The organism is Streptomyces sp. NPDC006552 (assembly GCF_040611655.1).
Lineage (GTDB): Bacteria > Actinomycetota > Actinomycetes > Streptomycetales > Streptomycetaceae > Streptomyces.
This window is the reverse complement of record NZ_JBEXOS010000072.1, coordinates 1-13,395: the sequence shown is the minus strand read 5'-3', so window position 1 is coordinate 13,395 and position 13,395 is coordinate 1. Positions and strand designations below refer to the sequence as shown.

13 protein-coding genes and 1 pseudogene are annotated in these 13,395 nt (G+C 72.0%); 6 read left to right on the top strand and 8 right to left on the bottom strand.

Annotated elements, in window-relative coordinates; genetic code table 11:
* Positions 1 to 130 precede the first annotated feature (130 nt).
* Both ABZY33_RS30385 and ABZY33_RS30380 read left to right on the top strand, forming a co-directional pair.
* Positions 131 to 1,258, top strand: a complete 1,128-nt coding sequence (locus ABZY33_RS30385; protein WP_356494910.1) for an NADH:flavin oxidoreductase — start codon at positions 131 to 133, stop codon at positions 1,256 to 1,258.
* A gap of 221 nt (positions 1,259 to 1,479) precedes the next feature.
* The gene (locus tag ABZY33_RS30380; protein ID WP_356494909.1) at positions 1,480 to 2,580 is read left to right on the top strand and encodes a glycoside hydrolase family 43 protein; all 1,101 of its coding nucleotides are present in this window, start codon (positions 1,480 to 1,482) and stop codon (positions 2,578 to 2,580) included.
* A gap of 64 nt (positions 2,581 to 2,644) precedes the next feature.
* Here the strand turns inward: ABZY33_RS30380 and ABZY33_RS30375 are convergent, their stop codons facing one another.
* From ABZY33_RS30375 to ABZY33_RS30365, 3 genes are all read right to left on the bottom strand, one after another.
* On the bottom strand, positions 2,645 to 3,094 hold the full coding sequence (locus tag ABZY33_RS30375) for a nuclear transport factor 2 family protein (protein WP_356494908.1): 450 nt from the start codon (positions 3,092 to 3,094) through the stop codon (positions 2,645 to 2,647).
* Positions 3,095 to 3,241: 147 nt separating this feature from the next.
* Positions 3,242 to 4,453, bottom strand: a complete 1,212-nt coding sequence (locus ABZY33_RS30370; protein WP_356494907.1) for an exo-alpha-sialidase — start codon at positions 4,451 to 4,453, stop codon at positions 3,242 to 3,244.
* Between the two features lie 252 nt (positions 4,454 to 4,705).
* Entirely contained in the window at positions 4,706 to 5,746 is a 1,041-nt protein-coding gene (locus ABZY33_RS30365) for a serine hydrolase (RefSeq protein WP_356494906.1), read from the bottom strand.
* Between the two features lie 302 nt (positions 5,747 to 6,048).
* On the opposite strand from ABZY33_RS30365, the gene ABZY33_RS30360 reads away from it, so the two are divergent.
* Positions 6,049 to 6,657, top strand: a complete 609-nt coding sequence (locus ABZY33_RS30360) for a TOPRIM nucleotidyl transferase/hydrolase domain-containing protein (protein WP_356494932.1) — start codon at positions 6,049 to 6,051, stop codon at positions 6,655 to 6,657.
* A 107-nt stretch (positions 6,658 to 6,764) separates the two neighbouring features.
* Here the strand turns inward: ABZY33_RS30360 and ABZY33_RS30355 are convergent, their stop codons facing one another.
* Both ABZY33_RS30355 and ABZY33_RS30350 read right to left on the bottom strand, forming a co-directional pair.
* Positions 6,765 to 7,268: a hypothetical protein gene (locus tag ABZY33_RS30355; RefSeq protein ID WP_356494905.1), complete on the bottom strand. Its 504-nt coding sequence runs from the start codon at positions 7,266 to 7,268 to the stop codon at positions 6,765 to 6,767.
* Entirely contained in the window at positions 7,265 to 8,026 is a 762-nt protein-coding gene (locus ABZY33_RS30350) for an alpha/beta hydrolase (protein WP_356494904.1), read from the bottom strand. Before ABZY33_RS30350 ends, ABZY33_RS30355 begins: the two co-directional genes overlap by 4 nt.
* 413 nt (positions 8,027 to 8,439) lie before the next feature.
* On the opposite strand from ABZY33_RS30350, the gene ABZY33_RS30345 reads away from it, so the two are divergent.
* Positions 8,440 to 9,714 carry a cytochrome P450 gene (locus tag ABZY33_RS30345; protein ID WP_356494903.1) on the top strand — a complete coding sequence of 425 codons (1,275 nt, stop codon included), beginning with the start codon at positions 8,440 to 8,442 and terminating at the stop codon, positions 9,712 to 9,714.
* A gap of 166 nt (positions 9,715 to 9,880) precedes the next feature.
* On the opposite strand, the gene ABZY33_RS30340 is transcribed toward ABZY33_RS30345, so the two are convergent.
* The 3 genes from ABZY33_RS30340 to ABZY33_RS30330 form a co-directional block, all read right to left on the bottom strand.
* Entirely contained in the window at positions 9,881 to 10,045 is a 165-nt protein-coding gene (locus tag ABZY33_RS30340; protein WP_356494902.1) for a hypothetical protein, read from the bottom strand.
* Positions 10,046 to 10,202: 157 nt separating this feature from the next.
* A complete protein-coding gene (locus ABZY33_RS30335) occupies positions 10,203 to 10,751 on the bottom strand; it encodes a cupin domain-containing protein (RefSeq protein ID WP_356494901.1) in 549 nt (182 codons plus the stop codon).
* 412 nt (positions 10,752 to 11,163) lie between these two features.
* The gene (locus ABZY33_RS30330) at positions 11,164 to 11,940 is read right to left on the bottom strand and encodes an NAD(P)H-binding protein (protein ID WP_356494900.1); all 777 of its coding nucleotides are present in this window, start codon (positions 11,938 to 11,940) and stop codon (positions 11,164 to 11,166) included.
* 83 nt (positions 11,941 to 12,023) lie between these two features.
* Between ABZY33_RS30330 and ABZY33_RS30325 the strand changes: the two genes are divergently transcribed.
* Positions 12,024 to 12,911, top strand: a complete 888-nt coding sequence (locus ABZY33_RS30325) for a sigma-70 family RNA polymerase sigma factor (RefSeq protein WP_356494899.1) — start codon at positions 12,024 to 12,026, stop codon at positions 12,909 to 12,911.
* 305 nt (positions 12,912 to 13,216) lie between these two features.
* Positions 13,217 to 13,395 (top strand): annotated as a pseudogene (locus tag ABZY33_RS30320) (DNA-directed RNA polymerase subunit alpha); the annotation flags it as partial.

The window sequence follows — 13,395 nt, the reverse complement described above, 5'->3', positions numbered from 1 at the left end:
CCGCCCCGGCCGGTGTCCTGGATCACACAGCCGTAGGGCATGGCAGCGGAATGCGACGGCGTTCGGATCGGTTGGCACCGCCGTATTCATGCATGTGCACATACTGACCGGTACCCAGGAGGAACACTCCGTGACTGCCCCCACGTCGCACGCGTCCCGTGCCGCCGACACCCTCTCCCGCCCCCTTGCACTGAACGGCCTGACCGTACGCAACCGCATCGCGATGGCGCCGATGACGCGCATGTTCTCGCCGGACGGCGTTCCGGGTGCGGACGTGCGCTCCTACTACGCCCGGCGCGCCGCGGCCGGCGTGGGCCTCATCATCACCGAGGGGACCTACGTCGGCCACGCCTCGGCCGGGGACAGCAGCCGGGTGCCGCGCTTCCACGGCGAGGAGCAGCTGGCCGGCTGGGCCGAGGTCGCCAAGGACGTACACGCGGCCGGCGGCGCGATCGTGCCGCAGCTGTGGCACATCGGCATGGTGCGCAAGCCGGGCCGGCCGCCCTTCACGGACGCCCCCGTCGTCGGCCCGTCCGGGATCGCCGTCGACGGGACCGCGGGCGCCGGCAAGGCGATGACGCAGGGCGACGTGGACGACGTCGTCGCCGCTTTCGCGCAGGCCGCCAAGGACGCCGAGCGCATCGGCCTGGACGGCGTCGAGGTGCACGGCGCGCACGGATACCTGCTCGACCAGTTCCTGTGGGCCGGCACCAACCGCCGCGGCGACGCCTACGGCGGCGACCCCGTGGCCCGGACGAAGTTCGCCGCCGAGATCGTCGCCGCGATCCGCGCGAACGTCTCCCCCGACTTCCCGGTGATCTTCCGGTTCTCGCAGTGGAAGCAGGAGGCGTACGACGCCCGGCTCGCCGAGACCCCCCAGGAGCTGGAGGCGATCCTCAGCCCGCTCGCCGCGGCCGGCGTCGACGCCTTCCACGCCTCCACGCGCCGCTACTGGGTCCCGGAGTTCGACGGCTCGGAGCTGAACCTGGCCGGCTGGACCAAGAAGCTCACCGGCAAGCCGACCATCACCGTCGGCTCCGTCGGCCTCGACGGCGACTTCATCGCCGCGTTCCAGGGCGAGGGGTCGAAGACCAAGGGCATCGACGACCTCCTGGACCGCCTGGAGCGCGACGAGTTCGACATGGTGGCCGTCGGCCGCGCCCTGCTCCAGGACCCGCAGTGGGCCGAGAAGGTCCTCGCGGGCCGCTTCGACGACCTGCAGCCCTACGACGCGGCCGCGCTCAAGACGCTGAGCTAGGACCGGAGCCGGTGGGCGACGCTCGTCGCCCACCGGTCCGCCTCCCGCTGCCCCGAGCCCGTGGCACCACGTCGTACCACACCCCCGGCGCACGGGAGTCCGCCGCCCCAGATGTTGACATGTCACACGTCATTCGAAAGCCTGTGGGAGCGCCACTTCCAACGATGTAACAGCGCTCGGGCGTGCGTTCCGGGAGCAGCGGCCTGCACAGAGGAGAGCCCATGAAGTTCTTCCGACGCTCCTTCGGTCTCGGCGTCCTCGCCCTGGCGGGCGCGCTCGCCGTCCCGCTCTCGCTGTCGGCGCCCGGCACGGCGCGCGGCGCGGCTCCCGCGCGGGCACAGGCGGCGCAGGGTGCGATCGGCCTGAAGGGCGCGGACCCCAGCGTGCTGCGGGTCGGCGGCACCTACATCGCCGTCCAGTCCGCCGACGGCGGCATCGTCGTACGCCAGGCGTCGTCCCCGGACGCTCTCGCCTCCGCGTCCCCGAAGAAGGTCTGGTCGGACACCGGCGGCCGCGGCGAGATCTGGGCACCGGAGATCGTCCGGGACGGCGGCCGGTACTACATCTACTTCTCGGCCGGCCGGGGCGCCGCCCACCGGATGTACGTCATCAGCTCCGCCGCCCCGGACACCGGTTACTCGGCCGAGCGGAAGCTGGCGCTGCCGGACGACAAGTGGGCCATCGACGGCACCCTGTTCACCTTCCAGGGGCAGCGCTGGTTCGTCTGGTCGGGGTGGGCCGGGGACACGAACATCGAGCAGAACCTCTACCTCGCCCGCATGAGCGATCCGGCGACCCCCACCGGCGGCCGGTCCGTCATCTCCCAGCCGCGCGAGAGCTGGGAGCGCGTGGTCGGCGACCCGTACATCAACGAGGCTCCCGAGGCCGTCAAGGACCCGGACGGGCAACTGCACATCGTCTACTCCGCCAACGGCAGCTGGAGCGACCAGTACTGCCTGGCCGATCTGCGGCTGCGCGGCGGCGGCGATCCCACGTACGTGTGGGACTGGTACAAGTCGAACGGCTGCCTGTTCGGTTCGCACCGCGAGACGATGATGGCCGGATGGGACCCGACGCTGCACGTCGACGGCCCGGGCCACCACAGCTTCGTCCTGCTCGACGGGGACATCAACACGAGCCCGCCGGCCGGGAGCACGTTCCCCCTCATGTTCCACGCGGTGGCGAAGGGGACGCCGTACGCGTGGGAGAACCGGCAGTGGTACCGCGGGTCGTTCGCGTGGTGGGGAAACACGACGTACCGGCGGGCGAACGTCCCAGGGGCCGAGACGAATACCGGGTGGAGCCTCAAGTTCTTCGAGTGAGCGGGAGCGCCGTCCGCGCCGGACGGTGGAGCTGCCGTAGCCGTCGGCCCGGCAGGGCGGGCCGTCAGTCTGTCGGGGAAGGCACGGCGCAGGCGTCGGCGATGGCCCGCGTGTCCCAGTAGAACGGACGGACCTCGGTGATCCGTCCGTCCTTGACCGTGATCGTTTGCAGGAGCGGGAAGCCGAGTGCACGGCCGGTCGCACGGGCGCGCGCACGGACCTGGGTCAGCACGACCGCGGTCTCACCCGTGGCAAGGAACTCCTGCTCCAGAATGTCGAACGACTCCCACACCTCCCCCATCCTGCGGAAGAACCGCGTCATACCGTCGTGCCCGCGCCAGGTGCCTCCATAGGGCAGAGCGTCTGCTTGGTGCAGTGCGACGTCCGGCGCGAAGAAGGGGGCGAGCAGGTCGAACGAAGCCTCGCCCGGGCCTCCCGCCGCCAAGTACTCCGCCTCGGCCGCGTACATGCCGGTCAGGACTGTCACTGACTCCGTAGTGGATGACATCGTCATGCCGCCAGCATGCTCACCGTCGGCGGACGGTGCTGGCGGCGATCAGACATCGTCGTGCTGCACAGTCGTCACGTCCGTCACGTCCTCACGTACGCAACACGCCCTCGCCCTTGCCCTCGCCCTGCGCACCTCACGCAGTCGGCGGCGTCACGCGGACGGCACCGCGCCAGTGGCGTAGTAGGGCTTGCACACGGCCCCGTCGTAGTCCGTGGCGATCTCCAGCAGGCTCTGCCCGTCCGCCGAAGGCAGCAGCGCCGAACTGTAGTTGGGGCAGTAGTCGACCGTGCCGGACGCCACCGCGGCCGGCGCGGCGATCTCCCGCCAGGCGCCCGCGCCGCCCGTGTCGTTGACCCAGACGGTACCCCCGCTGCCCGCCGCGACAGAGTCGTCGGCGTTGTGCAGGACCTGGCCCACCAGGTACAGGCGGCCCGTTGCGGAACCGTTCAGCGGGGCCCAGGCCACGGTGGGGGCGTGTTTGAAGTACTTGCCGTCCGCGGTCTCGGGCCGGTAGCCCAGGTGCGCGGGGTCGCCCCAGTTCCAGCCGTCCGCCGACGTGCGGTAGTGCACGACGCACACGTACTGCCCGGCGGCGGCGCAGATCTCGTACGTCATGAAGTACGTGCCGTCACCGAGGCGGCGCACGACCGCCATTCCGGGCCGGTCCGAGGCCAGACCGCTCGCGATGGTGGCGTGGTGGCCGGACCAGGTGACGCCGTCGGTGGTCCGGGCGGCCATCAGTTTCTGGCTGTGCGCGGGGTCCGTCTCGTCGGAGTAGTGCGCGACGAGTTCACCCGCGGCGTCGACGGAGAACTCCGGTTCCCACAGCCCCTTTTCGTTGCCCGCGGTGGCGATGGTGGAGAGGTATGTCCAGGTGCGTCCGATGTCCGTGCTCGTGAAGACGCGCAGGGCCATCCGGCGGCCGGCCTCGTCCTGTCCGACGGAGGCCGCCCACAGCAGCGTGCCCGCGGGCAACGAGCCGATCGGACGCGGGAGTTCGAAGAGGGTGGAGCAGCACAGGCCCTGGCCGCCCGCGGCTTCCGGGTCGGTGACCGTGCCGACCTGCTGGAAGGTGCGGCCGCCGTCCGTGCTCTCGTGGATCGCACCCAGACCGTTGTTACCGGAGAAGGAGACGACCGAGGCCAGGACGCGCCCGTTGGCAACTCCGCTGTGCGCGAGGCGCACGACGCGCGGGTACAGGCCGGTGTCGCCCCGCAGGGCGGTACCGGTCGCCGCGTGTGCGGTGCCGGCCTGGACGCCGCCCAGCAGGGTGACGAACAGACCGAGCACCACCGCGCCGAACAGAAGGACTCTGCGCGGCGGGGCCGGTGGCAGCGGCCGCACGGGGGACGGTGCGTACATGAAGCCTCCTCGGGACACCCACGCGACCGCGTGACACGGGGCGGCTGCCACCGGGGGCGGGGCGTGGGGGAACGGTGGTGCAGTGGGACGGATGCGGTACCGCACCCGATTTACATCGCTGTACATCGGATTTACATCGTTGTACTCACGGGAGGCGTGAGCGTCAAGAGGCAGCACGACCCCACGTGGCGACGGGAGTTGAGGAGGAGTCCCGCATCCCCCGTGGGGCCGGGCGTGGGCCCGCAGCGGAACTCAGTGGGCGAAGCCCCAGTCGAGGATCGCGGTGGCGTCCTCGAAGACTTCGTGGTCGGCGCCGACGATCGCACCCACCAGAGTGCGGTCGGCACGCTCGGCGGCGAAGACGAGCGAGTACCCGGCCTCCGCGCCGCTTCCGGTCTTGATGCCGAGGGCGCCGTCGTAGGTGCTCAGCAGGGCGTTGGTGGTGTTCCAGGTGTAGTACCGGGTGTGGCCGTTGGCCGCGGGGGCCTCGGTCTTGTACTGCGTGTTCTTCACGGCCTCGGCGAAGACCGGCTGGAGCATCGCACGCTGGCCGAGCCTGGCCAGGTCGCGGGCGGTGCTGCGGTTGTCGCCGTGTGAGATGCCGTCGAAGGAGTCGAAGTGGGTCCCCGTCAGGCCCAGCTGGCGCGCTTCGGCGTTCATCTGGTCCTCGAAGTCGGCGATCCGCGCCTCTTGGGTCTCCCCGGCGCCGAAGGAGTCGGCGAGCGCCATCGCGGCGTCGCCGCCGGAGGGGATCAGCATGGCGTGCAGCAGTTGCCGGGCGGTGAGCGTGTCGCCGGTCTGCAGGTCGGCGGTGCTGGCCCCGTTCTCCTGTACGTAGTCCCGGTACGCCTGCCGTACCGTGATCGGCCGGTCCAGCCACTCCGGGTGCCGGAGCACCACGAGGGCCGTCATGATCTTGGTCGTGCTGGCCATCGACACACTCTCGTCCGCCTTTGCCCCGGCCCACATCTCGCGCTCCTGGCTGCCGTCGCGGGCGTCCAGCAGGAACGCGTGGTCGACTCCGGTGTTCGGAACGTCCTGGCTGCGGACCTTCGCCTCGGAGGCGGCGCCCGGCGTCCGGGTGTACGTCGCGGGCGCGCTCCGGCTTCGCAGGGCACGGGCGGTGGGCGCGGCGCCGGGCGCATCCGTCCCGTCGACGGCGTGCGTGGCGCTCGGCACGGCCGCCTCGGCGAGGCCCGCGGCGGTGACCGGCAGCACGGCCCCGATCAGCGCGACCGTCGCGATCCGGGCGCCGGTGCGGTGCAGTCGGTGGGGACGGGCGTGGGTACCCATAGTGGCGACTCTTCTCCCGGCGCGGAGGCGCCGGCTGGAGTGGGGGGAACTCGGTGCATGGCGAACCTACTTCTGCGACGGCGACCACTTCAAGATCGCGGTGTCATGGCCGGGTAACAGTGCGCACGCGCAGAGAAGCGGTGCGGATGGGACGGGGTGGGGCCTCGGACGCGGAGCGGAACGGAACGCGGCGGGAGCGCACCGTGGGGCCCCGGCACGCGCAAATTCACGTGCCGTACCGCCGATACGCGGGCAGACTCGGCCCCATGGCGGATACGGCGGACGTGGCCGGTGGGGCGAGGATGACGGCGTTCCGGACCGCGGTGACCACATGGGCGGCGGGCGGACCGGCAGGGCCGGCGCGCGAGTCGGGCGAACGGGCCGGTGTACGGGCCGCCGTGCTGCTGGAGGGTCTGAGTGATCTCGCGGCCGTCGAGACGCTGGCCGCCCGGCGCGGTCGGGACCTGGCCGCCGAGGGAGTGTGCGCCGTGCCGATGGGCGGAGCCATGAGCGTGGGGCGCTACGCCGCTCTCCTCGGGCCGCCCGGCCTCGGCCTGCGCCTGGCGGGCCTGTGCGACGAGCGCGAACGCGCCTTCTACGAGCGCGGGCTGACCCGCGCCCGGGCCTCTTCGGCGGACATCCGCGTCTGCGCCACGGACCTGGAGGACGAACTGATCCGCGCGCTCGGCCCGGCCGCCGTCGAGGAGATCTTCCGCGCCGAAGGCGACGTCCGTGCCTGGCAGACCTTCCAACGCCAGCCCGACCAGCACGGCCGCGACCGCCACCAGCAGATGCGGCGTTTCCTCGGCACGAAGAAGGGTCGCAAGATCCGGTACGGCCGTCTCCTCGTCGAAGCGCTCGCGCCGGACCGGGTGCCCCGCCCCCTCGACCGCCTTCTCTCGGCACTGTGAGGACACGTGGATGACGTGGATGACGTAGGGCGCGCGCCGTCCGGGCCGGGCCGGCCGTCGCCGCCCTCGCCCTGGTCGCGGCCGTCAGCCTCTCCCCCGCCCTCGTCCTAGTCGTCGTCCGCGTCCTCGTCCGCCCGGGAGGCGCGCCGCCCACGTGTGAGCGCCAGGATGCTTCCCGCCACGGCGATCACCGCGATGGCGATGGCGATACTGAGGCCGCCCTCCGTGTCCCAGTACACGTCTTCCAGACTGATCAGCAGCGCCGCTTCGTCGATGACGAGGGCGAGCCCGACCCCGTAGGCCAGCCCCATCCACGCGCGGGCCCGCGCCGAGCGTTCGCCCAGCCCTGCCGCGCCGACCACGATGAGCAGGAGGATGCCCCACACATAGTGGTGGATATGGACCCCGCCGGCGCTCATGTCACCGACGCCGGCCACGTCGATGTGGATGAGCCATGTCAGCAGACGCATCCCGCCGAAGGTGAGCGTGAATCCGTACCAGGCCAGGACGAAGCCGCGCCGTTTCGGGGAGATGCCGGGCAGCAGCCGCAGCCACGGCGAGCGGTGCTCCGAGTTCTTGGTCCCTCGGCCGGAGTGCTCGGACGACATCATGCGGATCCTCCTGGATCGGCCGCCGTGAACTTCCCGATCAGCTCCGCGAGGGCGTCCGGGGCGCTGTAGTGCGCGGCATGGGCCGCGCCCGGGATCTCGGCCGTCCGCCCGTCACCGACCAGTCCGGCCACCCGCCCGGTCCAGGCCCGGGACGCGATGGTGTCCCCGGCCCCGCGTACGACGAGGGTCGGTACGCGGATCCGCGCGAGGTTCGCCTCGAACGCCTCGGCCGCGTCCCGCAGGGCGTGGCGGAACGATGCCGCGCAGCGCAGGGGGCCGGTGAACAGGTAGTCGGAGACGGCCACCCCGAGCAGGCTCAGAGGTTCGCGGGGCGCGTCACGGATGAGCGCGCCGCACTGCCGCCAGGCCGGTACGTCCGGGTCGAGGGCCGGGCCGACGAGCACCATCCGGCTCACAAGGCCGGGGGCGCGGGCGGCGAGGGCCGCGGCCACTTGGCAGCCTACGGAGTTGGCCACCAGCAGCGTCGGCCCCAGTGACAGCCGCCGGTGCCAGTGCGCCAGGGCGGCGGCGGCCTGGCCGACATCCGGGGCCCTGCGCGCGGCGCCCCGCGAACGGGCGTTGCCGGGCAGGTCGGGCACCAGCACCGGCGTGTCCTCCGCGGCGAGCCGGCGCGCGAGCGGCACGAAGTACCGCCCGGAGAGCCCCAGCCCGTGTACGAGTACCGCGGCCGGGGCGCCCGTCTCCGGCTTCGGCCCGAACCTGCGGGTGTACAACCCCGCCTCTCTCGTCTGTTCCACCGGCACACCTTCGCCTCTCCGGCCACTTGGGCCGCCGTGATCTCTCCAAACGCAAGGAAGTACCACTCTTGGGACGCGGCAAACGAGGGACGAACGGACCGGGCCGAGGAAGCGGCTCACGCCCGAGGCGGCCGGTCCCGGTAGCGGTCATGCCGGACGGGGTCGGCGCCGGAAACGGCCCGTGCGGGGGCCCGGACCGGCGAACAGCCACCGATCCGGCCCGCGCCACACCTCGGGGCCACCACCGGAGCGCGCGACGCACGCCACCCGAGAGACGCAGCCCCTCCCCGGCCACCACCCGGTGACGCCCCCCTGACGCGAAGCGACCCGCCAACTACTGTGAGTAGAGCCTGCTTTGGCCTCCTTGACACGACCGGCGCAGCGTTCACCGCCCGCATCCCTGAGGAACTCGCATGCACGAGCTGCACAAACCGCACGAGCCGTACGAGCCGCAGAACCCGCCCCACCCGCACCCGCCCCGCCCCCTCACCCTGAACCCCGCCGGAGGCGACCGGCACGCCGAGGACGCCGAGCTGCGTTCCCGTGGTCCAGCCACCCGTGTCGACGTCCTCGGCGTCGAGGCGTGGGCCGTGAGCGACCCGGCCCTGCTCCGGCAACTGCTCACCGATGCCCGCGTCTCCAAGGACCCCCGGCAGCACTGGCCGATCTTCCCCGACAAGATCGTCGGTAGCTGGCCCCTCGCGCTCTGGGTGGCGGTGGACAACATGTTCACCGCCTTCGGCGGCGACCACCGGCGGCTGCGGCGGCTCATCAGCCCGGCCTTCACGTCACGGCGTATCGCCGCCTTACGGCCCCGCGTCGAGGAGATCACCCGCACGCTCCTCGACGAGCTGGAGACCGCGGCCCCCGGCGACCCCACCGACCTGCGCGAGCGGTTCGCCTATCCGCTGCCGATCCGCGTCATCAGCGAACTCATGGGGCTGCCCGACCACACCCGTTCCGGGTTCCGCCGTACCGTCGACCGCGTCTTCGACACGCGACTGAGCCCCGACGAGGCCGCCGCGAACACCCAGGAGCTGTACGCGATCATGGCCGAACAGGTCGCGGCGAAGCGCGCCCGGCCCGGCGACGACATGACCTCCGTCCTCATCGCCACCCGTGACGACGACGGCGCCGCGCTCACCGAACAGGAACTCCTCGACACCCTCCTGCTGGTGATCAGCGCGGGGTACGAGACCACGGTCAACCTGCTGGACCAGGCCATCACCGCCCTCCTCACCCACCCCGGCCAACTGGCGCTGGTCCGCGAGGGCCGCGTCCCCTGGTCCGATGTCGTCGAGGAGACCCTGCGGTACGAGGCGCCCGTCGCTCACCTGCCGATGCGGTACGCGGTGGAGGACATCCCGCTGCCGGGCGGCCTGGCGATCCGTCAGGGTGAGGCCATCCTCGCCTCCTACGCGGCCGCGGGGCGCCATCCCGCCCTGCACGGCCCGACCGCCGACGCCTTCGACGTGACCCGGACCGGCCAGGCCCATCTCGCCTTCGGCCACGGCGTGCACGTCTGCCTCGGCGCGGCCCTGGCCCGGATGGAGGGCGAGATCGCGCTCCGGGACCTGTTCGCCCGCTTCCCGGAGCTGCGTCTCGCCGTCCCCGCCTCGGAGTTGCGTCCCACGGGCTCGTTCATCTCCAACGGCCACGACGCACTGCCCGTGGTGCTGCGCCCGTAGCCCCGGAGACCCGGACCTGATCCGCGCCCGTGATCAAGGAGGTGTGGCCGTCGCCGGATTGAAGGGCTGAGGTCGGGCGTCGTCCTGACACCTGGACATGCCTCTGGTGTTGCGCCGCCCGCGTACCGGTGGCGCAACACCAGAGGGTCTACAGCTGTGCTGCTGGTCAGTCCAGGTCCATGTCGCCGAACTGAACCACGTTCGTCTCGTGGTTGACGACGGCGGTGTCGCCGTCACTGAAACCGTCGTTGTCGGCGGCGGCGAGACCCGCGCCACCGAGAACGGCGAAGGCGGCAAGAACCGTGGCGGTGACAACTGTACGCAGACGCATGAGGCAGTCCTCTGCTCGTGGGTGGAAAGATCGAAAGGAGGCTTATCCGATCGGTTCCGGCCCTACACGGCTTCCGGCCAGACCCACCCGTTCGTGTCTTCCATTCGGCCGAAACGCGGAGCGCTCCAGGGGGCGCGCGGGTGCGGCCCCCCGGTCGTCAGTCCCGGTGACGCCCGGCGCCGCCGGGGTTCCCCTTCGCGTCCAGATCCTCGGAGAAGTAGCTGTCGTGCCGCTCGCGGAAGTCCTTCAGCTCCGCGCCGCCGCGCTGTGCCATCTCCGCCACCCGCTCGAAGTACTCCTCACGCGGCGCCCCCGGGGAGAAGAGCATGAGCATGGACAGGGGCTCATCGGTGACGTTCTTGAAGGCATGCAGGCCGCCGGCCGGTACGTACAGGAAGTCCCCTTCGCGGCCGCTCACCCACCTGTCGCCGTCGAAGAGTTCCAGTTGTCCCGACAGGACGTAGAAGGACTCCGACATGGCCCGGTGGAAGTGGGTTCTGGCTCCCGGGGAACGCCCGCCCAACTCGACCTTGTACAGGCCGAACTCACCGCCGGTGGACTCGTTCGTGGCGAGGTAGTGGGTCGTACTGCCGGGTGAGGAGAGGTCCGGCGGGGTGGACGCGGGGCGGAACACGGCGCTCTTCTCCCCGCGCTCCCCGTGGTAACGGGGCTCGGGATACTCGACGAGGCGCTCCAGGTGCGACATGTGGCACTCCTTCTGATCCAGGGTTCCCGCATCATGGCGCCGACACCACCGCGCGGGATCGGTCCTGCGACGGATCTTCCGCGTTTCCCGGTACCGGGCCGCGACCCTCGCGGGGCGGACGACCGACGGCCCCGCCCCCGGACCCTGGCGCCACCGACCGGGCCCGAGCCCTACGCCGCGTCCGTCAGGCCGTCGCATCCACCACGCCGTCACGGCCGCCAGGCGTCATGTCCGTCACGCCGTCACATCCGCCACGCCGTCGACCGCCGCACGCCGACACGGCCGCCACGCGTCACGTCCGTCACACCGTCACATCCACCACGCCGGTGACTCCGTCACGCCGCCACATCCGTCACACCGGCGTCTCCGCCACGCCGTCACATCCCTCACGCCGCCACGTCTGCCACATCCCTCACACCGCGACCCGCTCCGCCAGAAACGCCTCCCACGTCCGGTCCCCGTGCACCGCCCGCGCCGACCGGGCCAGGTTCACGCCCTCGCGGTAGGCGCGGCCCGCCTTGCCGGGCATCCGCAGGCCGAGCACCGGGCGGCGGCGGCCGGTGGCGCCGAGGTAGCCGCGGACCACGTCGTCCATCGTGTAGACCTTCGGACCGGCCATCTCCGCCACCAGGCCCGCCGGTTCCCCGAGGGTCAGTTCGACCAGGCGCTGGGCGACGTCCCGGGCGTCGACCGGCTCCAGCCGCATGCCGGGCGCCGGGACGAGCGGCAGCTTGGCCATCTTGGAGACCATCAGGTGCACCAGGTCGTGGAACTGGGCCGCGCGCAGCAGCGTCCACGGGATGCCCGATCCGGTGATCGCTTCCTCCGCGGCGCGCTGGGTCGCGAACCACGCCATCGGCATCCGGTCGGCGCCGATCACCGAGATGTGCACGATGTGCCGCACGCCGGCCTCGCGGGCCGCGGCGACCAGGTGGGTGGCGATCACGTCGTCGCCCTTGTTGCCGCCGGCCAGGTGCAGCACCGTCCCGACGCCGGCCATCGCGGTCGCGACGTGTTCGCCGGTGGACAGGTCGCCGGTGACGTAGGTGATCCCGTCGGCGTCCGGGCGCGGGCTCCTGGTGAGCACCCGCAGCGGCCGGCCGGGCGCGGCCTGCCGCAGCAGCGGGAGCACGTGGCGGCCGAGCGTTCCGGTGCCCCCCGTGACGAGGACAGTGCTGTCAGCGGTCATCATGATCTCCTCAGTCGATCGTTCCGTGGTGTGCGAGCGTCGGTTCTGCTGCTCTGACACGCCGCGGTGGGGGTGTGTGACAGATGGACGGAAAAAAATTCGGGGAAGGTCTGCGGGCCGAGGACTTCGAGGCGCACCGCTCGCATCTGCGGGCGGTCGCCTACCGCATGCTGGGCTCCCTGGCGGAGGCCGAGGACGCGGTGCAGGAGACCTGGCTGCGGGCGGCCGCCGCGGACCCGAGTGACGTGGCGAACCTGGGCGGCTGGCTGACCACCATCACCACCCGGACCTGCCTGAACGCCCTGCGCTCGCGGGCCACCCGCCGGGAGGATCCGCTGGAGCCCCCCGCCGGCACCGCCCGTCCGGACGGCCGCCCCGGCCCCGAGCAGGAGGTCGAGGCCGCGGACGCGGTGGGCATCGCCCTGCTCGTCGTCCTCGACACACTCACCCCCGACGAGCGGCTCGCCTTCGTCCTGCACGACCTCTTCGCGCTCCCCTTCGACGAGATCGCCGCGATCCTCGAACGCAGTCCCGCCTCCGCCCGGCAGCTGGCGAGCCGGGCCCGGCGCCGGGTCCGGGGCACCACCCCCGCGGCGCCCGACACGTCCCGGCAGCGCAAGGCCGTGGACGCCTTCCTCGCCGCGACCCGCACCGGTGACTTCGAGGCCCTCGTCGCCCTGCTCCACCCGGACGTGGTCCTCACCGCGGACCCGGCCGTGACCCCGACCCCGGAGCCGGTCGTCGTGCTCGGGGCGCACACGGTGGCCCGGGGCGCGATGGCGGCGGCCGGGCGCGCCCGGTTCACCGGTCCGGCGCTCCTGGACGGCGTCGTCGGCCTGGCGATGGCCCCGCACGGCCGGCTGCGCCTGGTCCTGGCCTTCACCGTCGAGCCGGAGAGCGGGCTGATCACCGCCGTCGACGTGATCGCCGAACCGGAGCGGCTGGCCGCGCTGGAACTCGCGGTCGCCTGACCCGAGGGAGCCGCACACGACCGCTTCTTATGGGTGAAGTTTTACCGGGGAGCGCGTCGGGGCGACCGTGCGGCGCAGGACAGTGAAGTCCCGCCGCTGACCCGACGTGCACCCCGTACGCTGCGGCCGGACCGGCCGCAGCGGGCCCCGTGCGGGGTCTCGGCAGGGTGATGTCGGCCACGTGTGACGGGCGCCTGCGGGGTGGTGCGGGGCGGGGCTGCGCATGCGGCACCGTTTCGCCCGTTACGCTTCGCAGTGTTCAAGGCGCCAAATGGCGGGCGCCGATTACTGGAGGCAAACACTTTATGCTGATCGCTCAGCGTCCCTCGTTGACCGAAGAGGTCGTCGACGAATTCCGCTCCCGGTTCGTGATCGAGCCGCTGGAGCCCGGCTTCGGCTACACCCTCGGCAACTCGCTCCGCCGTACGCTCCTCTCCTCGATCCCGGGTGCGGCGGTCACGTCCATCCGCATCGACGGTGTCCT